Origin of the sequence: Paenibacillus sp. FSL R7-0272 (assembly GCF_037969905.1) — a bacterium.
Lineage (GTDB): Bacteria > Bacillota > Bacilli > Paenibacillales > Paenibacillaceae > Paenibacillus > Paenibacillus polysaccharolyticus.
Genome location: NZ_CP150221.1, coordinates 262,625 through 285,109 on the forward strand (window position 1 = coordinate 262,625; position 22,485 = coordinate 285,109).

Annotated in this window: 19 protein-coding genes and 1 riboswitch; of the genes, 17 read left to right on the forward strand and 2 right to left on the reverse strand. The window is 49.2% G+C overall.

Features of this window, described 5'->3' with window-relative positions:
• The first annotated feature begins 6 nt into the window (after positions 1 to 6).
• The 4 genes from MKY23_RS01195 (at position 7) to MKY23_RS01210 (ending at position 2,593) form a co-directional block, all read left to right on the forward strand.
• Positions 7 to 879, forward strand: a complete 873-nt coding sequence (locus MKY23_RS01195; protein ID WP_339834685.1) for a sugar phosphate isomerase/epimerase family protein — start codon at positions 7 to 9, stop codon at positions 877 to 879.
• 189 nt (positions 880 to 1,068) lie between these two features.
• Positions 1,069 to 1,296: a DNA-binding protein gene (locus MKY23_RS01200; RefSeq protein WP_090924231.1), complete on the forward strand. Its 228-nt coding sequence runs from the start codon at positions 1,069 to 1,071 to the stop codon at positions 1,294 to 1,296.
• Between the two features lie 127 nt (positions 1,297 to 1,423).
• Positions 1,424 to 1,978, forward strand: coding sequence for a hypothetical protein (locus tag MKY23_RS01205; RefSeq protein ID WP_339834689.1), 555 nt, complete (start codon positions 1,424 to 1,426; stop codon positions 1,976 to 1,978).
• 186 nt (positions 1,979 to 2,164) lie between these two features.
• Positions 2,165 to 2,593, forward strand: coding sequence for a VOC family protein (locus MKY23_RS01210; RefSeq protein ID WP_090924229.1), 429 nt, complete (start codon positions 2,165 to 2,167; stop codon positions 2,591 to 2,593).
• A gap of 146 nt (positions 2,594 to 2,739) precedes the next feature.
• Here MKY23_RS01210 and MKY23_RS01215 read toward each other — a convergent pair whose 3' ends face one another.
• On the reverse strand, positions 2,740 to 3,585 hold the full coding sequence (locus tag MKY23_RS01215; RefSeq protein WP_339834692.1) for a hypothetical protein: 846 nt from the start codon (positions 3,583 to 3,585) through the stop codon (positions 2,740 to 2,742).
• 242 nt (positions 3,586 to 3,827) lie between these two features.
• Here MKY23_RS01215 and ytxJ point away from each other — a divergent pair, with 242 nt between their 5' ends.
• The 7 genes from ytxJ (at position 3,828) to MKY23_RS01250 (ending at position 14,268) form a co-directional block, all read left to right on the forward strand.
• Positions 3,828 to 4,367, forward strand: a complete 540-nt coding sequence (gene ytxJ / locus MKY23_RS01220; RefSeq protein WP_339834695.1) for a bacillithiol system redox-active protein YtxJ — start codon at positions 3,828 to 3,830, stop codon at positions 4,365 to 4,367.
• 607 nt (positions 4,368 to 4,974) lie between these two features.
• Positions 4,975 to 6,648 carry a potassium-transporting ATPase subunit KdpA gene (kdpA, locus tag MKY23_RS01225; protein ID WP_339839131.1) on the forward strand — a complete coding sequence of 558 codons (1,674 nt, stop codon included), beginning with the start codon at positions 4,975 to 4,977 and terminating at the stop codon, positions 6,646 to 6,648.
• A 145-nt stretch (positions 6,649 to 6,793) separates the two neighbouring features.
• The gene (gene kdpB / locus MKY23_RS01230) at positions 6,794 to 8,887 is read left to right on the forward strand and encodes a potassium-transporting ATPase subunit KdpB (protein ID WP_339834698.1); all 2,094 of its coding nucleotides are present in this window, start codon (positions 6,794 to 6,796) and stop codon (positions 8,885 to 8,887) included.
• Positions 8,888 to 8,989: 102 nt separating this feature from the next.
• Complete coding sequence (gene kdpC / locus MKY23_RS01235) at positions 8,990 to 9,556, forward strand: potassium-transporting ATPase subunit KdpC (protein WP_339834701.1); 567 nt, start codon at positions 8,990 to 8,992, stop codon at positions 9,554 to 9,556.
• A 42-nt stretch (positions 9,557 to 9,598) separates the two neighbouring features.
• Entirely contained in the window at positions 9,599 to 11,932 is a 2,334-nt protein-coding gene (locus MKY23_RS01240; RefSeq protein WP_339834704.1) for a histidine kinase, read from the forward strand.
• Positions 11,933 to 11,949: 17 nt separating this feature from the next.
• Positions 11,950 to 13,566 (forward strand): DUF4118 domain-containing protein, encoded by a 1,617-nt coding sequence (locus MKY23_RS01245; protein WP_339834707.1) that lies wholly within the window; start codon positions 11,950 to 11,952, stop codon positions 13,564 to 13,566.
• The gene (locus MKY23_RS01250) at positions 13,567 to 14,268 is read left to right on the forward strand and encodes a response regulator (protein ID WP_154891505.1); all 702 of its coding nucleotides are present in this window, start codon (positions 13,567 to 13,569) and stop codon (positions 14,266 to 14,268) included.
• A 141-nt stretch (positions 14,269 to 14,409) separates the two neighbouring features.
• Here MKY23_RS01250 and MKY23_RS01255 read toward each other — a convergent pair whose 3' ends face one another.
• Positions 14,410 to 15,708: an alpha-glucosidase/alpha-galactosidase gene (locus MKY23_RS01255; protein WP_339834712.1), complete on the reverse strand. Its 1,299-nt coding sequence runs from the start codon at positions 15,706 to 15,708 to the stop codon at positions 14,410 to 14,412.
• Between the two features lie 225 nt (positions 15,709 to 15,933).
• Between MKY23_RS01255 and MKY23_RS01260 the strand changes: the two genes are divergently transcribed.
• The 6 genes from MKY23_RS01260 (at position 15,934) to MKY23_RS01285 (ending at position 22,310) form a co-directional block, all read left to right on the forward strand.
• Positions 15,934 to 16,770, forward strand: coding sequence for an AraC family transcriptional regulator (locus MKY23_RS01260; protein WP_154984876.1), 837 nt, complete (start codon positions 15,934 to 15,936; stop codon positions 16,768 to 16,770).
• 99 nt (positions 16,771 to 16,869) lie between these two features.
• Positions 16,870 to 17,065, forward strand: a riboswitch (cobalamin riboswitch).
• 198 nt (positions 17,066 to 17,263) lie between these two features.
• The gene (nikB, locus tag MKY23_RS01265) at positions 17,264 to 18,202 is read left to right on the forward strand and encodes a nickel ABC transporter permease (protein ID WP_339834717.1); all 939 of its coding nucleotides are present in this window, start codon (positions 17,264 to 17,266) and stop codon (positions 18,200 to 18,202) included.
• Between the two features lie 6 nt (positions 18,203 to 18,208).
• Positions 18,209 to 19,039, forward strand: a complete 831-nt coding sequence (gene nikC, locus MKY23_RS01270; RefSeq protein WP_339834720.1) for a nickel transporter permease — start codon at positions 18,209 to 18,211, stop codon at positions 19,037 to 19,039.
• An 18-nt stretch (positions 19,040 to 19,057) separates the two neighbouring features.
• The gene (locus tag MKY23_RS01275; RefSeq protein ID WP_261771705.1) at positions 19,058 to 20,656 is read left to right on the forward strand and encodes an ABC transporter substrate-binding protein; all 1,599 of its coding nucleotides are present in this window, start codon (positions 19,058 to 19,060) and stop codon (positions 20,654 to 20,656) included.
• A gap of 2 nt (positions 20,657 to 20,658) precedes the next feature.
• Entirely contained in the window at positions 20,659 to 21,474 is an 816-nt protein-coding gene (locus tag MKY23_RS01280; RefSeq protein ID WP_154959855.1) for an ABC transporter ATP-binding protein, read from the forward strand.
• On the forward strand, positions 21,471 to 22,310 hold the full coding sequence (locus MKY23_RS01285) for a dipeptide/oligopeptide/nickel ABC transporter ATP-binding protein (protein ID WP_154959854.1): 840 nt from the start codon (positions 21,471 to 21,473) through the stop codon (positions 22,308 to 22,310). The genes MKY23_RS01280 and MKY23_RS01285 overlap by 4 nt, the downstream gene beginning before the upstream one ends.
• Positions 22,311 to 22,485 lie beyond the last annotated feature (175 nt).

Sequence of the window (22,485 nt, forward strand, 5' to 3'; positions counted from 1 at the left end):
AAGCAGATGAAGGTAGGTCTGAGCACGTACAGTTTGTTGAATGATCTGAATTCGGGAACCATGACGGTGCTGGATGTAATCGACTGGATTGCAGCGAACGGCGGCGAGCACATGGAGATGGTTCCCTACGGATACACGGTAGAGGATAATCATGAGCTAGCGGATGCGATTCGGGAGCGAGCCGCAGCAGCAGGGATTGAGCTGTCGAACTATTCGATGCCGGCCAACTTTGTGCAGGAGACGGAAGATGCTTTTGAAGAAGAGATGGCTCGGGTCAAAAGACATGTGGATGTCGCACACCGGATGGGTGTCAGGCATCTGCGCCACGACGTTACTGCATTCAGGCTACCCAAGGAGAGCACAACCATTGCCTGGTTTGAACAGCATCTGCCGCTCATGGTTAGGGGAAGCCAGATCATTGCGGATTATGCTGCGCAGTACGGAATGACCACAACGATTGAAAATCATGGGTTCAGTGTGCAGGCTAGTGATCGGGTTCAGCGAGTATTGCATGCCGTAGATCGGCCGAATTTTAAAACAACGCTGGATATTGGCAACTTCATGTGTGTAGACGAAAATCCGATTATCGGTGTGATGAAAAATCTGCCGTACGCTTCGCTCATTCATTTCAAAGACTTCTACTTCCGTCCGTATGACGAGCATCCGGGGGAAGGGGAGTGGTTTACCACAACCTATGGTAACTTCCTGCGCGGTGCGATCGTGGGTCAAGGTGATATCCCCATTCGTAAAATCGTCAAGCTGATCAAAGATTCCGGTTACGATGGCAATATCACGGTGGAGTTCGAAGGCATGGAGGAATGCAAAGCCGCTTCCAAAATCGCCATGGACAATCTGCGTCGTTTCTGGGATGAAGCATAGAGGGAATATTAATAGTGATTTGGTATAGGGCCGCATTTTCGTGGCTCTTTTTGTCATATACAGCATATGAACTAGGAGGTCATTTTGTAGTGCCATAAAGAGGAATAAGTGACGATAATCACAAGTATGCTATACTGAATGTACGCAGCCTGAAAATAACTGGCTATGGATAGGAGAGATCGTGAATCTATGCAGGTATTTGAGGACTGGAACCAAAAGGTAAAGAAGACGTTCAACGCAACGAATCCCGAAGTGGTATTGACGGTAACTGAGGCGGGCAGCCTGCTAGGGCTGAGTAAAGACCAGATGAAGTTATACGTGGATAAAAACAAACTCACCAAAGTACCTATTATGAGAAGTGTGCATCGATATCTTTTGTTAAAAAGTGAAATCGATCGCATTGTGCAGGCGCAATAATTGAGTAGGAAAAAGGCAAGCAGTCTTAGTTGACCGGGGTAATAACTGAATAGAACATTTATAGCCATTTGACCGGACAGTACTCGGGAGAGTGGCTTTTTTCTTGAATAGAGAGGGGGAGTCAGGCATGCTCGGCAGGTTATCATCAGGTTTATATCGGTATGTAAACTGGAAATGGGTTGTCGTTGCGACCATTGTCTTTGGGTGTTTTATCGCATTCGTTCTACCTTGGCAGGCGGAAAAGTCAAAGGAGGCAACAGGCGGCGGAGAGTCACCGGATTCGTCGTTTCTATACAGCGCCGATGATTTGTATCGGATGGCTGAGCACTATGGAGAGAGCGGGCGAAGCGCCTATATTCAGGCTAGGTTTACGTTTGATATGATCTGGCCGCTGGTCTATCTGTTCCTGCTCGTCGTTTTGATATCCATGCTGTATCGAGTACTTCCTGCCACAAGCCGCTGGAGGTGGATAAATCTGCTGCCCTTTATGGGCTGGGGGATGGATATGCTGGAAAACCTGGGGGCATCTCTGGTCATGTTCCGGTATCCCGAGCGAACACTTGTGATTGCTGAACTGACTCCTGTATTTACGTTGTTAAAATGGTTTATGATCTACGCCAGTTTTGCCGTTCTTGTACCCGGGGATGGTGATCATGGTTGTGCATTACCTTCGCAAGCGTAAGGTTTAAATGGTGAAGTTGAATGAAGTAGAGAATGGGAGAAGAAGATGTTGGGAAATATAGCTCAGTAACGGTCACCGTATAGAGTGGAAATTTGTGCTTGTCAAAGGACAATTCGCTCCTATATACTCATGTCGCAAGTGACCTGACCCATATATACTACACAAATCCAAGGAGATGAACAATCCATGGCAATTAACTTGAATGTATACCTTGTTACCAATGGTAACGGGCGTGAAGCTGTCGAGTTCTACAAAGAGGCATTTGGTGCGGAAGTGCTCGCAATGCAGACGTTTGGGGAAGGCCCATCCAGCCCGGATCATCCAATTCCACCAGAAGCCAAAGACTGGATTATGCATGCGTCTCTGCAAATCGGCAGTTCGGTGCTGATGTTATCGGATACGCTACCTGGTATGCCTCACACCGTTGGAGATAACATCACGGTGACGGTCAATACGGACACAGCTGAGCAAGCGAAGGACATTTTCAGTAAACTTGAAGTGGGCGGTAAAGTGAATATGCCGATTCAGGAAACGTTCTGGAGCCCGGCTTACGGTAATGTTACTGATAAATTTGGTGTGCAGTTCCAAATCAGTGCAACTCCTGGACAAGCATAGGGACAGCTACAGTCTGGGCTTATGTGCTAAATATCAAGCATTAAACTATAAAACACGTAATAACTAAATAACTATCTGGAAAAAACCTCCATTCGCTACATCAGGTAGCGTGGAGGTTTTTTTGTGTACTTTTTTGTGAAAGAAAACTAATCTTCCTTCTGAATCTTGGAAGGGTTGTTGATTTTGTATGGCACCGGATTACGGGTTAGCTTCTTTTTGATAATTTTAGCTTCAAAGGTTAGCACATCGCCAACTTCTAATTCCTGTTTCTTCATCGTTGCACTGTGACTGGACCAAGCCTCTCCGACCTCAATGACATCAGGCTCCGTAATGGTTACAGACTCATAAATGATAACTTCATCGTCATTGTCCGAGAAATGGTTGGGTACTGTCGTAAACTCCTTAACCACCCCGCTCATCTTCACTTTGCCTTCGGGCAGATCGATTTTAACGGCTTTTGTTTTCGGTGCAGCTTTGGTTTTGGATTTGGTTTCTGAAGTCGCATCGGCATTGTTCCCTGCCTGAGGCCCGATGTATTCCTCCACCAATCCGTCAGGATCACCTTTGAGCTCGGAGAAGGAATCTGGCCCATCCATGTCATCCTCAGGATCAACCAGCTCGGCTGGCGAGTCGTCCTGGGCAGATGTTTCAGCGGAATCAGGGGCTTGTGCAGTGTAGCCCTGTTCCGTTCCCGTCTCTGCTCCCGCTCCGCTTAATCCTCTGGTGCTGTAACCCGAAGCCTGCATTTCTTTGAGATAGGAGGGGTGAATGCAGTGTTTTTGCCCATTATCCAGCTCGATTACAGCCGTCATGTGATCCACAAAACCTAGAATGGTGCAGGGCAGATTCAGCCCGTTCCCTTTATAATAAAATGTTTTGAGTTTGGTCGCTTTCGCCGAAATTAGACCCCATTCCTGACACTTGGCAATTAACTCAGGCCCGTTGTCCAGTGCATAATATTCCGGTGGTTCAATCGTAAAAGCGTATGTCATATTGGATTTCCGCCTTTCAGTTGCTCTTATGTTCATCGTTTCCAAATTACCATCAGTGTAACACAATTATGTACCCGAAAGATGCAGATTCTGAAAGCTTGTGTGCAGGGGCTGTGCTATAATTTGAACAAAATATGAGATAAAAATATGATCATTGAAGTATTCAGGAAAAGCCTGTTTAGTCGTTCGACTTATATAGCTTCGAATCGCTTGATTCATACGTAGAGAAAGGATGACTTTATGTGGAGAAAAAGGTGAATCATCAGGCACTTTGGCTCGGAGTCGGTGTGGCGCTTGGTGCAAGCTTTGGTACAGCTACGGGGCAGATTGGACTGGGCATCGCTTTTGGTGCTGCTCTTGGCGTGGTGATCGGTTCCGTGGTCAGTAAACGTACAGGCGCCGATTCACATGAGATGTTAAGCGAGCATGTGCTGGAATTGCATAAACTGGAGGATTGGCAAGAGGCGCTCCAACGTTCGCAAGAGCATCCGGTGCTTTTGCTGAAACACAGCACAACTTGTCCCGTTAGTGCGCGAGCATATAGAGAGTTCATGGCTTTTGTCGGCACCAATGCATCCGATCCGAAACAGACGATGGAATATCGTATGGTGAAAGTTATCGAGAACCGTCCGTTATCCCGTCACATCTCCGAAGAGACCGAGGTTCGCCATGAATCGCCGCAGGTACTCCTACTCGATCAGAGGCAGGTTATTCAACACACTTCACATGGACGGATCACCAAAAAACGGCTGACACAGTGGGCGCAGAATCCGTTCGGGTAGGGAGGGCTCTGGATCTAATTCTTGATTTCCTTTTTGTTGTAAAACCTTGAGATCTAAAATGTTTCCCCCGCTGGCATTAAGGGCAGGACTACTCGCAGTTCTTAAAAAAAAGATGACCTATTCAATGTAATCCTTAGTCCTACATTGATATGCATCTACGTCAGACCCGTTCTTTCAGCTGATCGCTGAGAAGAACGGGTCTTTTTTACGCTTTTTTTACAGCCAGAGCGGGGTTTCTTTACCCCCTTTTTACAGCGATTCGTATTACGATTTTACTTGTAGCAAGCGAGAGGAACGGTAGAGAAGAGAGGATGAAGGACGCATGGTGAATGATGCAACGATGATTGGACTGATCGTACTGTTGTTTGCGGTGTTTTGGGGCTTTGTAAAATTTTGCGAGAAGGCCTGAAGGCAGGAAGGAAGGGCGAAAAAGATGATTTTCATCGGCGTAATTGTCATGGCTCTGATTGTCTATCTCGGGTACGTGCTGGTGAAGCCAGAGAAATTCTAACGTAACTGTTCAGATCATGTGCCTGAAGCTGAAGATAAAGAGTAGGTTAGTGGGAAACACCAAGGTTGGAATTAGGGAGGATATGCAGATATGGGTATCGGTGTAGTGCAAGTAGCGGTCACGCTGCTAATCATATTGCTGCTGGTGAAGCCGGCGGGTAGTTATTTGGTGAGGGTATTTGACAGGCAACGAACGGGACTTGATCGTGTGTTTGGAGGACCGGAGCGATTATTGTATCGGCTGATGGGTGTACGGGAAGATGAAACGATGGGGTGGAAAAAATATTTGTCTGCCGTGCTCATCTCCAATGCGGTCATGTTGATCCTGATGTTTCTGGTGTTACGGCTGCAAAAGTTCCTGCCCCTCAATCCGGATGGGATCGATAACATGCCGGCTGCGCAGTCCTTTAACACAGCGGCATCGTTTATGACCAATACCAACTGGCAGTCCTATACGGGAGAGAATGCTCTGTCGTATCTGTCACAACTGCTCGCGGTAACGTTCCCGATGTTCACCTCGGCGGCAACGGGATTCGCGGTGGCGATTGCCTTTATTCGCGGATTAGTAGGCCGCCGGGATGATCTGGGTAACTTTTATGTCGACCTGGTTCGGTCGATTACTCGTATTTTTTTACCGCTCAGCTTCATTGTGGCCTTGTTCCTTGTATTTCAAGGGGTGCCGCAGACGCTGGCCGGTGCGGTGAACGCAACCACGCTGGAGGGTGCACAGCAGACCATCACCCGCGGATTAGTGGCTTCGCTGGAGTCGATTAAACACATTGGAACCAACGGCGGGGGCTGGTTCGGCACCAATGCAGCGCATCCATTTGAAAATCCAACCGCGCTGAGCAATCTGGTGCATATCGTTTGTATGATGTTGCTACCGACAGCGCTGGTGTATGCATTTGGCTTGATGGTGAATAACCGGAAGCAGGGCTGGGCGTTGTTTGCTGCAATGGGAGTTCTGTTCCTAGTGATGCTGACGACGGTATTTGTTTCCGAATATCGCGGAGTGCCCGCGCTGGATGCGAATGGACTACAAACCAACATGGAAGGTAAGGAGGTCAGGTTTGGGATTCCCGAATCGGCTCTATTTACGGCTGTAACTACGGCGGCAACGACGGGGTCAGTGAACAATATGCATGAGTCACTTACTCCGCTTGGGGGATTGGTTTCTCTTGCTCAGATGATGCTGAACAATGTATTTGGCGGCAAGGGTGTAGGTTTGTTGAATGGTCTGCTGTATGTGATCATTGCGGTCTTTATCTGCGGGTTGATGGTTGGCCGGACACCGGAGTTCCTGGGCAAAAAGATCGAAGGCAAAGAGATCAAGCTGGCCTGTATCGCCTTGCTGATTCATCCCTTGATTATTCTTGTGCCAACCGCACTCGCTTTAATAAATCCGGAGGCCGTGGCTTCCATTTCCAATGGAGGTACTCATGGACTAACCGAGGTGTTGTACGCTTTTGCCTCAGGAGCGGCCAATAACGGATCGGCTTTTGCCGGACTGAACGCCAACACGGACTTTTACAATATCGCTATAGGGATTGTGATGTTGCTCGGAAGATATATCTCGATGATTGCCATGCTGGCTATAGCAGGTTCACTTGCCGTGAAACGGGTTGTCCCGGTTACCACAGGAACGCTACGGACGCATACACCGCTATTTGCAGGCATTCTGGTCATGATGATTGTGGTCGTAGGCGCGCTGACATTCTTCCCTTCGCTGGCTCTAGGTCCTATTGCAGAGCATTTGTCGATGGTGCGATGAGTGGCAGGTGAACGATGCGAGGTGGTGTTAGGTGGAAAAATCCGCGAATGAGTAAGCCAGCGGAGCGACAGCGACACAGCCCATAAAAATGGAAGCACGATAAAGGATTGAAGTAAGCACGTATAGTATGGAGGTGGCATTCACAATGAATGCAGTGGAACGAAACAAAGAACAAATTCATCAACGCATTAACGACGTTCAGCATCATCCTGGGTCGAAACGATCCTTAAATAAATCAATGTTGCTCCAGGCCATGCGAGATGCATTCAAAAAGCTGAATCCGATGGTCATGATCAAAAATCCAGTCATGTTTATCGTGGAAGTCGGTACATTCATTACGTTGCTATTATGTATTGATCCCAATCTATTTACCGCTTCGGATGCAGGGCGAGGATACAATGTGGCTGTATTTTTTATTTTGCTCTTCACGTTGCTATTTGCCAATTTTGCCGAGGCGCTAGCGGAAGGGCGGGGCAAAGCACAGGCGGATACCTTGCGTAAGACAAAATCGGATACGATGGCCAATCTATTGCAGAAGGATGGAACTGTGAAACAGGTCGCTTCGACCGAGTTGAAAAAAGGGGACCTCGTCCGTGTGGAAGCCGGGGAACTCATTCCAACGGACGGTGAGATTACCCAAGGTTTGGCCTCTATCGATGAATCGGCTATTACAGGGGAGTCCGCCCCGGTGATCAAGGAAGCCGGCGGCGATTTCTCTTCAGTCACCGGAGGTACACGGGTGACCTCTGATTACATCATCATGCGAGTGCAGACCGATCCCGGCGAATCGTTTCTGGATCGAATGATCTCTCTCGTGGAAGGCGCACAGCGTCAGAAAACGCCAAACGAGATTGCCCTGACTACCCTTCTTGCCGTATTAACGCTAATCTTCCTGATCGTCATTGTGACGATGGTCCCTATGGCAAATTATCTCGGCATCCGGCTCGATCTGGCTACCTTAATTGCTCTGCTTGTGTGCCTGATTCCAACTACGATCGGCGGTCTGCTGTCTGCCATCGGGATTGCTGGCATGGATCGGGTGACACAGTTTAACGTGCTAGCGATGTCGGGGAAAGCGGTGGAAGCGGCTGGCGATATCGATACGTTGATTCTGGACAAAACAGGCACGATCACATACGGCAACCGGATGGCTTCTGAATTTATTCCGGTTCAGGGTGTAACTGTACCCGAGATGACACGGGCGGCGCTTCAAGCTTCAGTGCGAGATGAAACACCAGAAGGTCGTTCTGTCGTCGAACTTGCAAGTAAGCAGGGGCAGAGCTGGGAGGAAAGCAACTACACCAATGCCGATCGTATCGAGTTTACTGCGGAAACACGCATGTCTGGTCTGAATCTGAGTGATGGAACCAAAATCCGCAAAGGCGCAGTAGATGCAATCAAGCGGTATGTGACCTCCGAAGGCGGACGTGTACCCGGTGATCTGGACGAAATAGCGACGCGGATTGCAAAGGCCGGGGGGACACCACTGGCGGTAGCGATCCATAACCGAATCTATGGTGTGATTTATTTGAAAGACACCGTGAAACCCGGTCTCAAGGAGAAATTTGCCGAGATGCGTGCCATGGGTATCAAGACAATCATGTGCACCGGCGATAACCCGCTGACAGCAGCGACGATCGCACTGGAGGCGGGTGTGGATGATTTTATAGCGGAAGCGAAGCCTGAGGACAAGATTGCGGCGATCAAAAAAGAACAGCAGGAGGGCAAACTTGTCGCCATGACAGGCGACGGCACCAATGATGCTCCTGCTCTGGCGCAGGCCGATGTGGGCCTGGCGATGAATTCGGGAACGATGGCGGCAAAAGAAGCGGCCAACATGATCGATCTGGACTCTGACCCGACCAAGCTGTTGTCGGTAGTCTCCATAGGCAAGCAACTGCTGATTACACGCGGCGCACTGACCACCTTTTCCATATCCAACGATATCGCCAAATACTTTGCCATCATTCCAGCGATGTTCATTCTCGCCATGCCACAGCTTCAGGCACTGAACATTATGAATCTCTCTTCGCCGCAATCTGCAATTCTGTCCGCACTGATCTTCAATGCGATTATTATTCCGTTGCTCATTCCGATTGCGATGAAGGGTGTGAAATATCGTCCGATGTCTGCCGAACGGCTGCTGAGTCGCAACGTGTTCATCTATGGTGTTGGCGGTGTGATTGTACCGTTTATCGGCATCAAGCTGATTGACCTGGTTTTGTCAGGTTTGATGTAAATGTCATTGTAGCTGTGAAGTACAGGTGGTGTCATTCATGGTGAAGATGACGTGGTTGCCCTTTTTGACGAATACATTAAATCCATTCAGGAAGTGATTTGTATGAAGATGTTTATACCCGCGTTGCGGTTGTCTGTCGTGCTCATGCTAGTCTGTGGTCTGCTCTATCCGCTTGTCACAACGGGGGTGGCCCAATTGTTGTTTCCTTCACAGGCGAACGGCAGTCTCATGGTTCAAGATGCAAAAGTCATCGGCTCATCTCTGCTGGCGCAGGAAGTGAAGTCACCGGGATTGTTCCAGCCTAGGGCATCCAAAGCGAATTATGATCCAACCGCTTCCGCAGGGTCTAATCGAGCGGTGGCCTCGCCGGAGTATATTGCAGAGATGAACCAGAAGCTGGCTACACTCCGCCAGGAAAATCCTGCTCTGCCGCATCAGATTCCTGCCGATCTGGTTACGGGTTCCGGTTCAGGGCTTGACCCGGACCTGTCTCCTGAAGCGGCTGAGGCCCAGATTCCGCGGATTAGTCAAGCGACAGGACTCAGTAAGCAGAAGTTGGCTCAGCTTATTCAGGATCATACACAAGGCCGCCAGTTAGGTATATTTGGGGAGCCTCGTGTGAATGTGATGGAGCTAAATCTGGCACTCACTACAGCACAGAAGAAGTAGAAGTGGAGTTCATTATAGGAAGGAGAGGAGGAGAGCGACAGCATGGAGGGCAGCTTCAAGCGGAAATCGCCGGAAGAGATGTTGCGTATGATTTCGAAGCTACAAGAGGGCACGTTTAAAATCTACATTGGCCCGGTCAGCGGTTCAGGTAAAACGTATCATATGCTCAGAGACGGCAATCATTTGCGCGAGCAGGGCATAGATGTCGTCATATGTGCGGTCTCCACGATGAGAAGACCGGAAACGGTAGAACAGCTCGGTGAGCTTGAGCGTGTGCCCAGCATCCACTGGATTCGGAGCAGTGACGGAGCGGAGATGAAAGACTTGAATCTGGACGCATTGTTAGTTCGCAATCCGGAGGTTGTTCTGGTCGATGGGTTGGCACATCGAAACCGGATAGGGGCAAGACATGCGACGAGACTGGAGGATATCCGTTTTCTATTGCGTCACAACATCAGTGTCATAACTACCGTGAATGTGTATGAACTGGAGGGGTATACCGAACTCGCCAGACAGCTCACGGGAATTAAGGTGTCACATACCGTGCCGGCAGATACGTTGGAACTTGCGGATGAAGTAAAGCTGATCGACGTTACGCCAGAAACCATTTTGAGTCGTCTTGCGGAAGGTCATCTGCAAGGTCACGGAAGTGCGGATGTTTTCCGCCATGGTAATCTCGGAATTTTACGTGAGCTGGCACTGAAAATTGTTGCAGAAGGGGTCAACGAGTCTTTACGTGAACATCGCGAGGAAATGGGTCTTCCGCCCGCAACAGGCATTATGGAACGTATTCTTGTCTCCGCGCAGTACCACTGGAACGGTTCGATCTACATTCAGCGCGGACAGCAGATTGCCCGTCGATTGAACGGGAGCTTGCATGTCGTTGTCTTCCGTCCCATGAAACAGCCACTAACGAGGGAAGCGACGGTATTCCGCCGCAACATGATGAAACTGGTGGAGAAAATCGGCGGACACATGGAGGAACTTCCTGTCATACATCACCGCTATATCCCGGCAACATTGGCGCAGTATGCGATCAAACAGCAGATTACCCGGATTGTTATGGGGCATTCGCGGCGTACACGCTGGCAGGAGTTATGGCAGGGCTCCCTCATTAACTCACTACTACGCAAACTGCGGGGTGTCGATTTACTACTTGTTGCGGATCGGTCGGCGCGGGAGGGCGAACGGGTTGTGCCGGCAAAAGTAAATGACACGGAACAAAAAACCTATCGCAGACTCAGTGAGCAGGAGATGAAGGAACAGATTGGACTAATTCGGCGTGGTACGTTCAAAATCTATATTGGAGCTGCTCCCGGGGTTGGCAAAACCTACATGATGCTGCGGGAAGGCAATGATCTGTTGCGCAAAGGCATCAACGTGCATATCGGGTTGCTGGAAACCCATGGACGAGCGGACACGGTGGAACAAATCGGATCCTTATCCATCATCCCGCGAGCGCAGAAGGTATATCAAGACACATGCTTAGAGGAAATGGATACAGAAGCGATATTACAATTGCATCCCGAGGCGGTGCTTGTGGATGAGCTTGCGCATACCAACGTGCCTGGAAGTGCCCGGCAAAAGCGTTACGAGGATGTACTGCGGCTGCTGGACGCAGGCATATCCGTCATTACAACCGTGAACGTACAGCATCTTGAAAGCTTGAATGATGCCGTTGAGCATATTACGGGTGTACGGGTGCGAGAAACGGTACCTGATCGGATCATGCAATTGGCGGACGAGGTGCAGCTGATTGATGTCGCTCCCGAGGCCTTGCGGCAGCGCATGCGAGAGGGTAAAATCTATGCAACTGCCAAGGTGGAGCAGGCGCTTGCGAATTTTTTTAAAATGGGTAATCTGATCGCACTGCGTGAACTGGCTCTACGCGAACTTGCGGACGATGTGGATGAGCGGCTTGAATTGCAATCATCCGCGCGTACATTACGAGGACCATGGCGCCGTGAGGAGTCCGTTTTTGTGTGTGTCAGCAGCGACCGTCACGCCGAGCGGTTAATTCGCAGAGGTTTTCGCATGGCTTATCGGCTGAAGGCATCCTGGCATGTCCATCATGTACACATCGGCACAGGCATGGTAATGGCTCCCGAAGTGAAGGAGCACCTCGCAGGTTTGGAGCGGCTCACTGTGCGGCTAGGGGGGCATTTTCATATCCATCAAAGTGCAAAGTTGCGGGAGGTACCAGGTATTTTGGATGCAAAGGCCACGGAAGCGAAGGCAACACAACTGGTGGTGGGGCAGGCGAAACGAGTATGGTGGCTGAATGGCCATCGCGGCTCAGGCTCGGTGGTGAATCAGCTTGTTCGTCTGTCGAGACATCGCGATGTGCTGAGCGTAGCTGATGATGATTATAAATAAAGCGGGTGGAATTGAATTTGTCTGAACATCAGGAAGAGGGCAAAGATCAGGAAAGATTACAGGGAATCTCTCGCCAGAAAAGGGTTCCCGCCTATATATGGGTAACACTTGCCATCATCCTGTTAACCGTACTGCTTCATATCATTGGGATGAGTGATGACTTGGTCAACGTTGCACTGGTGTACCTGTTTCCCATACTGATTAGTGCTGTATATTGGGGAATGGGGCCAGCAGTATATGCAGCGACCCTTAGTGTTGTCATGTTTGATTTCTTTTTTGTTCCACCTTATCTCAGTTTTACGATAGAGGATTTGCGATATCTGATTTCGTTTGGGGTGTATTTGGCTGTCGCCGTCATGACAGCAAGTCTCGCCGGACGTTTACGGCAACAGCTGGATCGGGTTAAATCTCGTGAAGCCACAACGAATGCCCTGTATGATCTTAGTCGACAGATCACTGCAATTACTAATCTGGATACCTTGTTGGATAACATGGCGAGCCAGATATCCCTTATGCTCGGAAGTCCAGCCGCCATATATCTGCCGGATCAACAGGGTGAACTGAAGCTTTGGACGAAACAGAGACCTGCGTCTGAGATCGGGACAGAGAAGAGTGCCTGGGGAAGCCGTTCTTCGGAGCTGGCTATCGCGGATTGGGTCTACAAACAGGGACAGACCGCAGGCAAAGGATCGCCCAAGCTGGGTGAATCGGCGGGGCTGTATGTTCCGCTGCAAACAGAGAACCACATTCACGGTGTACTTGCTGTATACATGACTACTAGTGAGCCGGAAAAGCAACAGGAACAGCGCCAGCTGCTGGAAGCCTGCGGCAGTCTTGCGGCAGGTGCAATCGCCCGGGTGAAGCTGGCTGAGGAAGCGCGCCTTGCTCAAGTTACCGCTGAATCAGAGCGCATCCGAACTGCGCTGCTGGATTCGGTATCCCATGAGCTACGTACGCCGTTAACTGCCATTATCGGTTCAGCCACAGGGCTGATGGAGAATGACAGTCTTTTTACACCCGAGGATCGCTTAGAATTGACTGGCAACATACGTGACGGCGCGTTGCGTATGAATCGTCTCGTGACCAACTTGCTTGGCATGGTGCGGCTGGAGAGCGGTATGCTACAACTTAATCGCAAATGGTGTGATGTAGGGGATATGATTAGCGTTGTTTTGGCAAAAGTCAGAGAATTCAGTCCTCATCGTGAAGTTACGGTACAACTGCCAGAAGAACCGGTTTTTTTTGACGGAGATGAGGCGCTGCTTGAGCAGGTACTTGTGAATATCGTCAGCAATGCATTCAAATATTCACCCGACGAGAGCATGGTGATCATAAGGGTGAAGAATGAACCGAGACAGAGTTGTGTGACCTTTATCGTAGATGATCAGGGTGTTGGAATTGAGGAACCGGAGCGAACTCGCGTGTTCGATAAGTTCTATCGCTCACCCTCCACGCAGCATATTACGGGAACCGGGCTGGGACTTGCCATCTGCAAAGGTATTGTGGAGGTTCACGGAGGTACAATCCATGCTGAGGGCAATCCGGATGGAGGAACAAGAATACGTATAGAGTTGCCTGTAGGAAGGGATGAAGTTCCATTTTCCTATACAGGGCAAGGAGAGGTTGGAGATTAGATGAATGCCGCATTAGGGGCTCGCATTCTGGTGATTGATGATGAACCGCAGATTCGCAAACTGCTAAAAGTGACTCTTCAGGCTCACCAATATGATCATTATGAGTGTGCTAACGGAGAGGAGGGTATTACGCAGGCAAGTGTGGTGCATCCCGATTTGATCATTCTTGATCTAGGTTTACCAGGCATATCTGGCATGGACGTGCTTCACCGAATAAGGGAATGGTCACAGGTGCCAATTATTGTGCTGACAGCAAAAGATCAGGAGGCTGATAAGATTGCCGCACTGGATGCAGGTGCAGATGATTATGTGACGAAGCCGTTTGGCATGGGTGAACTGGTTGCCCGAATTCGGGTAGCGCTTCGGCATGTCGCCAAAACAACGGATGAACCCATTTTGCGATTTGGCTCACTGGTTATCGATCTGGCTCTCAGGCAGGTTGAGCTGGACGGAGAGCAGGTCAAATTAACGCCAACCGAATATGAGATGCTGAAGGTGCTTGCCTCGAATGCAGGCAAAATTATTACCCAGCGCCAGCTTTTACAGCAAGTATGGGGTGCGCATCATCATGAATCGGACAGCCATTATTTGCGAGTTTATGTGGGTCATTTGCGTAAAAAGCTAAAGGAAGATCCCACCCGGCCCTCCTATATTCAGACGGAACCAGGGATTGGATATCGTTTTCTACTGCCTGCGGAGTAATGGAGTAATCTGAAAATAAGTGAAAAAAAGCACCGTCCCCTTCGATTTCGAAAGGCACGGTGCTCTTTTTGTATATCTTAGTTATGCATCTGGTTATACATTCTGTTTACATATCTTCATTTGTACGTCTAAACGTTTAGATTATGAGAATTTAGGCAGCCAGTCGCCGTGGGCTTCAATCAAATCGTCACACATCGCCACGATGTCGTCCATGGACAGCTCAGCAGCCGTATGCGGATCGAGCATAGCCGCGTGATAGATATGCTCTTTTTTGCCTGTCATAGCCGCTTCGATGGTGAGCAACTGGGTGTTGATATTGGTACGGTTCAGCGCTGCCAGTTGTGGCGGCAGGTCACCAATATACGTCGGGCTGATGCCGGAACCATCAACCAGACAAGGCACCTCGACACAAGCTTCTCGTGGCAGGTTGGTGATGAGCCCGTTGTTGATAACGTTGCCGCCAATTTTGTACGGGCGATCCGTCTCCATCGCTTCCATGATATGCGAAGCATATTCATGACTGCGGGTATGTTGAATATTTTCACTCGCAAACAGCTTCTCTCGCATTTCCTTCCATTCTGCAATCTGGTTTACACAGCGACGCGGATACTCATCGAGTGGAATGTTGAAGCGTTCGATCAGTTCCGGATAGTTGCGTTTGATAAAATACGGATGATATTCCGCACTGTGCTCAGAAGACTCGGTAACATAATAACCGAAGCGATGCATCAGTTCATAACGTACCATATCATCATGTGTCTCCTGCTGTTTCTGTCTCGCAAGACGTTTGATCTCAGGATAAAGATCGACACCATCCTTTGTTACTTCCAGGAGCCATGCCATGTGGTTAATCCCGGCGATTTTGGCAACGACGCCCGTCTGGTCAATCCCCAGCGTATCGAACAGATGAGGTACGCAGACTTGTACACTGTGACACAGACCGATCGTTTTAATTCCGCCATGTACGTTCATGACATTAGTGAGTACAGCCATCGGGTTCGTGTAGTTCAGGAACCAGGCATCCGGGCATACTTCCTGCATATCCTTGGCGAAGTCCAGCATCACCGGAATGGTACGCAAGTTACGGAAGATTCCGCCAATGCCGAGCGTATCGGCAATCGTTTGACGCAGGCCGTATTTCTTCGGAATCTCAAAATCGGTAATCGTACACGGGTCATATCCGCCTACCTGAATGGCATTGATGACATATTTAGCTCCGCGGAGTGCTTCCTTGCGATCATGGTATGTTTTAACGGAACAGCGGCTTCCTAGCGAATGTGCCAAACTTTTTAACAAACGCTCCGAGTCACTTAGACGTTCAGCATCAATATCAAACAAGGCCAGTTCAAAGTCCTGCAAGGCCTCCGTCATCATCACATCACCCAATACATTTTTGACAAAAACGGTGCTGCCTGCACCGAGAAATGTAATTTTGTTCATTTCAACTTCATCCTTCCCGAAAAATGTTGTACCCCAACTATAGGCCGAACAGGCTCATATCACTATGGCTCAAACCCTCTCAAATATGGCATAATCCCATTTTTGTTTTCGTTTTCAGCAAGATTTCCTCTCTTCTACCTGTTATAATTTGTTATGTGTACTGGTAAGGGAATATGTGAGCTCACATTAAGATATCTTTAACCTCATCGTCGAAAGGAGGGAAACATGAGTCGGAAAGTGGAAATGAATGTGGTCTCTGCCGGCTGGACGCAGATGGAACTGGTCTTGTTATTTTATGGATGGGAGGCATGTGATCCTGCCCACTATTGGGGGCCGGGGGTACGTGATTCCTATATCGTGCATTACGTACATGAGGGTTATGGTACGGTATATATGGGAGATCGGGAATATCCTCTGGGCGAGGGCCAAGGATTTCTCATTTTACCCGACACGGTCATTCATTATGAGGCCGATGCTGAGGAGCCTTGGACATATTCATGGTTTGGCTTCAGAGGTGTACAGGCGAAGGCTTTTATGCAACGTGCGCAGTTAAGCGAGGAGCACCCGGTATTTACTGCTCATGATAAGAGTATGATGGCAACGCTGTATGACGAGATGCTTCAGGCCGGAACGAGCTCCGTTGCAGGAGGGGATGTGTTACATCAAAGCCTGTTATACCGACTTATGGCGGCATTAATCGCATCCTCACCGATCAAAGAAGAAGAAAATCCGCTCCTTTCGACGAAAGAGACTTATATTCGGCAGGCTGTGCAATTTATGGAGAACCGGTATAGCCAGCGTACTTCTATTCTGGATATCGCACAGGCGGTCGGGCTGGATCGAACGTATTTATCGGGGTTGTTCAAAGAGCGATATGGCAAGTCGCTGCAAGCCTTTTTCCTGGAGTATCGCATGAATCGTGCAGCGGAGTTGCTTCGTAACCCGATGCTGTCTGTGAGTGAAGTAGCCCACTCCGTTGGATACACCGACCCGCTGCTTTTTTCCAAAATGTTCAAACGTGTGACGGGGGTGTCGCCCAAGGGCTCGCGAGTGCGAGATTAGCCGCATTCATGATTTTAAATTTTGAAAGAAAAGTTTTGAACATTATTCCGTATGCCGCTATACTGATACAGAAGTGTAACAGATACCAACTTTTAGTGAATTGAATACGTGGAACTTGGTGCTCTACCCGCTGGGGTAGAAGCTTAAAAGGGAAGTCCGGTGTGATGCCGGCGCGGTCCCGCCACTGTAACAGAGGAGTCAGGCAGCATATCCACTGGTCTTACGAAGACCGGGAAGGAGCTGTTATGGCAATGATACTGGAGCCAGGAGACCTGCCAGGTTGGACAAACACAGCAGTACCCTACGGGAGATAGGAAGGTGTTTAAAGAGCATGATTTTTTTCTGAAAATCTGTTTATTTAAGGCGTCCTTATCCCGTGAAACGGAAAAGGGCGCTTTTTTGGCTTGAATTGGCTTGAATTGAATTGGCTTGTATTGAATGGAATGAGAATGAAGGCGTACACGCGCATTAAACCGGGAAGGGCGTTTTATTATTGGGCAGATATATCGTTAAACGGTTATTACAACTGGTCGCCGTTCTGTTTGGAATCACCTTCCTGACATTTCTATTAACGTATCTGTCTCCTGGAGATCCCGCCAGACTGATGCTGATGTCTACCGGAGTCACACCTTCGGATGAACTAGTCAGACAGGTGAGGTCAGAGCTTGGGCTGGACAAGCCATTTCTGGTTCGGTATGGCACATGGCTGGGACAAGTAGTTACTGGAGACTTTGGTACGTCGTATAAATATGACCGTCCGGTGCTGGATGTGTTAATGGCCCGCCTTCCAGCAACGCTCAAGTTAACCGGGAGCGCAATGTTTCTGGTGATTTTGATTTCCTTTCCGCTCGGAGTTCTTTCGGCTGTACGCCGGAATCAATGGCTGGATTATGTGATTCGCCTGTTTTCGTTTGCCGGTCTATCCATGCCGAGCTTCTGGCTGGGGATGTTGCTGATGCTGGTATTTGGTGTGCAGCTGAAGCTGCTGCCGGTCATGGGTAGTTCCGGCTGGAACAGCCTGATCCTGCCTGCTGCGACACTCGCGATTCCATTGATCGCCCAATATAGCCGGCAGATTCGTGCAGTCATGCTGGAGGAGACAAGCCAGAATTACGTAGTGGGTGCAAGAGCAAGAGGTATGAAGGAATCAATGATTATTTGGCGACATATTTTGCCCAATTCACTGTTGCCAATTGTGACCTTGCTAGGCATGACAACAGGAGCACTACTTGGCGGAGCAGCAATTGTGGAGAGTTTATTCGTATGGCCGGGAGTAGGACAGATGGCGGTGGATGCCATTTTCACCCGCGATTACCCCCTGATACAGGGTTATGTAATCTGGATGGCAGTCATCTATGTCACCCTGAATCTGATCGTGGATCTCTGGACACATCTTCGCGATCCGCGCATTCAACTGGATGTGGATGTGTAGATGGTGATGAAGATTCGAGAATATCTGACACAACGTCGTCTATTTATTTTCTTGCTATCCCTGACAACAGGCTGGATCGTTCTGGCTCTGATTGCGCCGCTTCTGGCGCCTCACGATCCACTTGCTACGAATTTTGCCAAAGTGTTGCAGCCATCCAGCCCCGAATATCCACTCGGTACGGATCAGCTTGGGCGATGTGTCCTGTCCCGACTTTTATATGGAGCACGCACCTCTCTGTTGCTCACGTTTATGATGATCGGTATTGTTTTCGGCTTAGGCGTAGCGGTTGGTGTCGTCGCAGGTTTTCTGCGAGGGTTGGTGGATACGTTGCTGATGCGGCTGTGCGATACGTTGATGGCATTTCCAAGTTTGATTTTTGCGATTGCCGTAGTAGGCATGTTAGGGCCGGGGTTATTTAACACGGTGGTCGCACTGTCAGTTGTCTGGTGGGCAAAGTATGCACGGATGGCCCGAAGCCTGGTCATTTCTCTTCAGCAAAAAGAGTTCGTCACTGCCGCCGCGTTCAGCGGTGCGCGTAAAATCCAGATCATTAGCAGAACGATTCTGCCGAATATGTTGCCACCCTTGATCGTCATGGCCATGATGGACGTGGGTGGCATGATGTTGTCGATTTCGGGTCTGTCCTTTCTCGGACTTGGTGCACAGCCCCCTGATCCCGAGTGGGGAGCGATGTTAAATGAAGGTAGAAGATATCTGCAGACTGCGCCTTGGCTGTTAATCTATCCGGGGCTTGCGATATTTAGCACGGTTATCATTTTTAATTTGCTGGGGGATAGTCTGCGAGATGTGCTTGATCCCAAGAAAAATACAGTGTAACTGAAGGGAATGGAAAGCATGAGCAAGGTTCAAAAAACATGGTTGCTGGCTATCATATCAATGATGACTATTCTGTTGCTCGCGGCCTGTGGTAACGACAAAAATTCAACACCTTCATCATCCGATGCTACGGGGAAAAAGGCAGGAGTGAATGCGAGTGGTGCGACTGGTGAGGACAAGAAATCACATCTGAATGTGGCCTTGTTCTGGCTGGGGAGTAGCCTTGATCCTGCGGAGGAATGGAACGGCTGGACGCTGACGCGCGCGGCTATTGGAGAGACGTTGATTCAGTTTGATGAGCAGATGAAGATCGTCCCCAAACTTGCCGATAAGTGGGATCGGATCGATGATACAACCTGGCATTTTCATATTCGCGACGGAGTAACGTTCCATAATGGCAATCCCGTGACTGCGGATGCGGTAAAAAAATCAATCGAACGCTCCATCTCGCTGAATGAGAGAGGTCAATCCACACTGCCAATTGCGTCAATGACTGCCAAGGGGCAGGATCTGACGATCAAAACAACACAGCCAGATGCCTCACTGTTAGGCAATATTGCAGAGCCGCTGTTTATTATCGTGGATACGAGTGCAGACACATCAAAATTCAAGAGTGAGCCCATCGCTACCGGGCCGTTCATGGTTACAGGATATACGCCCGACCAGGAGATTCAGGTGAAAAAGTACGATAAGTACTGGGGTGGCGCGGCTGATCTGGATACGATGACACTAAAATACATCAAGGATGATAATACACGGGCGCTGGCACTGCAATCAGGGGAAATCGATGTAGCGAGTAATGTGGGACGCAGCCAGATGCCTCTTTTTCAGGATAAAACACAATATACGATTGATGAAATTCCGAGCCTCCGTACGCAGTTTGTGTGGTTTAACACGACCCATTCACTGCTAAGCGATATAAAGGTTCGCCGTGCCATATCTTACGGAATTGACCGCGAAATGTACGCGAATACGCTGGTGGGTGGACAAGCAGCCAAAGGTCCGTTTACCTCTGCATTGCCTTTTGGGTACGACAAAATTACCGGATATGATTACGAACCCGCGAAGGCAACACAATTGCTGGATGAGGCTGGATATCAGGATGCTGATGGAGATGGTATTCGCGAAAAGGATGGGAAGAAGCTATCGTTACAACTGATTCTTAACTCAGCTTATGAATCCGATTCCGTTGTGGCTGCTGCGATGCAGTCCCAGCTTAAAGAAATTGGGGTTGGGCTGGAGCTCACCTCATATGAGGATCTCACTGACCATCAGAAGAGTGGGAATTATGATTTGGCTCTGACGAGCATTAATACAGGCATCACGGGTGATCCGCAGTATATTCTCGACTTTTATTTCAAAACAGGCGCAGAGTGGAATGTTGGCGGATACAGCAATCCGAAGCTGGATGAGCTTATTGAGCGTCTTCACTCGGAGTTTGATGTGGAGAAGCGTTATGCACTTGCGGCAGAAGCGCAACAGATGATTCTGAACGATGCTGCTTATATGTTCTTGACATATACACCGATTAATATCGTCAGTAAAAGTAATGTAAAGGGTGCAACAATGTACCCGATCGACTTCTATCTGCTAGATCGCAACATTAAGGTCGAGTAGTGATGACGTCCTTGCGTGGGAGAACGACATCTTTGCTTGTTGAGATGAAGAATCTGTCTGTAAGTTACAAGGAAGGCGTGCCTTCCTTGCGAGATGTATCCTTTTCGATGAAGCCAGGAGAGATCATTGGCATTGTGGGGGAAAGCGGAAGCGGGAAGTCGACCCTGATCGGGGCTTTGCTGGGACTACTGCCTGTAGGCGGACGATACACCGGAGGAGAGATTATTTTTCGGGAACGGGTGTTGCTACGTGACTCGCAACAAGATTGGCAGGGGATGCGTGGCAAACGAATCGCGATGGTTTTTCAGGACAGCGGTTCATATCTGAATCCGATTCGTAGTATTGGAAGTCAGTATGTGGAGGCGATTCGTGCCCACCTGCCTATGTCCCGTAAAGAGGCTTGGAGATTGGCCGTTCACACACTGACCCGTATGGGGCTGGATGATCCAGAGAGAGTCATGCATGCCTATGCTTCCCAGCTTAGCGGGGGGATGAAGCAACGAACCGCGATCGCAATGGCGGCTGCGTTAGAGCCGGAACTGCTGCTGGCGGATGAGCCGACGAGTGCGCTGGATGTTACGACTCAAAATGAAGTAATGAATCAATTGAGCAGGCTTTGTGCGGACAAGGGAACGGGCATGATGCTCGTGACGCATAATATGGCGGTTGCGGCCCATATGGCTGATCGGATCGGTGTGATGTTAGACGGCAGGTTAGTGGAACTGGGAGATACACTGCGTGTCATATCGAATCCTGACCACGAGTATACCCGCAAACTGTTAGAAGCTGTACCTGAACTGGAGGGGAACCATACATGATCAATGCCGGATCACCCATTCTAAAACTGAGTAACGTATGTAAAACGTACGAGATGAAAGGGAGGCAGGCTGTTCAGGCTTTACAGAATGTAGATCTTGCTTTATATCCCGGGGAGTGTCTGGGCATTGTCGGGCAGAGTGGAAGCGGCAAAAGCTCACTGGCCAAGTGTGTAACTCAGCTGGAACAGGTGACTTCAGGAGAGATTTGGTATCATGGGCAGGAGATTACCCGTTTGAAAGGTGAGAAGCTGCGCCAGATGCGTAAGCAGATTCAGATGGTCTTTCAGGAGCCTGCGGCGATTTTCAACCCACGCATGAAGGTGGGCATGTTTATCGGTGAGCCTCTGTTGAATTATAAAATGATGAAACGGCAGGCGGCTGCTCAGGAAACACGCAGATTGCTGGAGCGCGTTGGATTGTCTGCTATGGATGCGGATAAGTATCCACATGAATTAAGCGGCGGGCAACAACAGCGAGCTGTCATTGCTCGTGCGATTGGTTTACGGCCTGAGATCATTTTGTTTGACGAAGCTACCTCTGCTTTGGATGTTTCCATTCAGCAACAGGTTTTGGATCTGCTTATGGAACTACGTAGGGAGACGGGAGTGTCCTCCATATTCATATCACATGATCTTGCTGTGGTGCAGCAAGTGAGTGACCGTATTGCAGTCATGCATCAAGGGAGAGTGGTGGAGGTTGTGGACAGTGCCAAGCTGACCAGTTCGGCCAATCATCCGTATACCCGAAGTCTGATGTCCTCCGCTCTGTCGTTGAGAGAGCTGAAGGGTGAAATGCAGAGGCGGGAGCGTGTGGTGGTATTAGCGGGAAGTAGATAGATCATGCTAATTATGAATAAAGATTAGAGGAGAAAAGGGTTATCTGGAGTTGAATTCTGTTGATGAATGAATTCATTCGAGATAACCCTTTTGCCTTTTTTGATAGTTGTCATCTATACGGAATGAGAATGATCTTGCTGTTTCTGCCCTGGGTTAAACTTTATCCTGATATTCA

Coding starts and splice junctions, on each gene's coding strand:
- MKY23_RS01240 (WP_339834704.1), top strand. CDS start 9,599: ATGGAGGGCAGCTTCAAGCGGAAATCGCCGGAAGAGATGTTGCGTATG.
- kdpC (WP_339834701.1), top strand. CDS start 8,990: ATGAAGATGTTTATACCCGCGTTGCGGTTGTCTGTCGTGCTCATGCTA.
- MKY23_RS01250 (WP_154891505.1), top strand. CDS start 13,567: ATGAATGCCGCATTAGGGGCTCGCATTCTGGTGATTGATGATGAACCG.
- MKY23_RS01200 (WP_090924231.1), top strand. CDS start 1,069: ATGCAGGTATTTGAGGACTGGAACCAAAAGGTAAAGAAGACGTTCAAC.
- MKY23_RS01280 (WP_154959855.1), top strand. CDS start 20,659: ATGACGTCCTTGCGTGGGAGAACGACATCTTTGCTTGTTGAGATGAAG.
- MKY23_RS01210 (WP_090924229.1), top strand. CDS start 2,165: ATGGCAATTAACTTGAATGTATACCTTGTTACCAATGGTAACGGGCGT.
- MKY23_RS01215 (WP_339834692.1), bottom strand. CDS start 3,585: ATGACATACGCTTTTACGATTGAACCACCGGAATATTATGCACTGGAC.
- MKY23_RS01285 (WP_154959854.1), top strand. CDS start 21,471: ATGATCAATGCCGGATCACCCATTCTAAAACTGAGTAACGTATGTAAA.
- MKY23_RS01205 (WP_339834689.1), top strand. CDS start 1,424: ATGCTCGGCAGGTTATCATCAGGTTTATATCGGTATGTAAACTGGAAA.
- MKY23_RS01195 (WP_339834685.1), top strand. CDS start 7: ATGAAGGTAGGTCTGAGCACGTACAGTTTGTTGAATGATCTGAATTCG.
- MKY23_RS01275 (WP_261771705.1), top strand. CDS start 19,058: ATGAGCAAGGTTCAAAAAACATGGTTGCTGGCTATCATATCAATGATG.
- MKY23_RS01260 (WP_154984876.1), top strand. CDS start 15,934: ATGAGTCGGAAAGTGGAAATGAATGTGGTCTCTGCCGGCTGGACGCAG.
- nikC (WP_339834720.1), top strand. CDS start 18,209: ATGAAGATTCGAGAATATCTGACACAACGTCGTCTATTTATTTTCTTG.
- kdpB (WP_339834698.1), top strand. CDS start 6,794: ATGAATGCAGTGGAACGAAACAAAGAACAAATTCATCAACGCATTAAC.
- MKY23_RS01255 (WP_339834712.1), bottom strand. CDS start 15,708: ATGAACAAAATTACATTTCTCGGTGCAGGCAGCACCGTTTTTGTCAAA.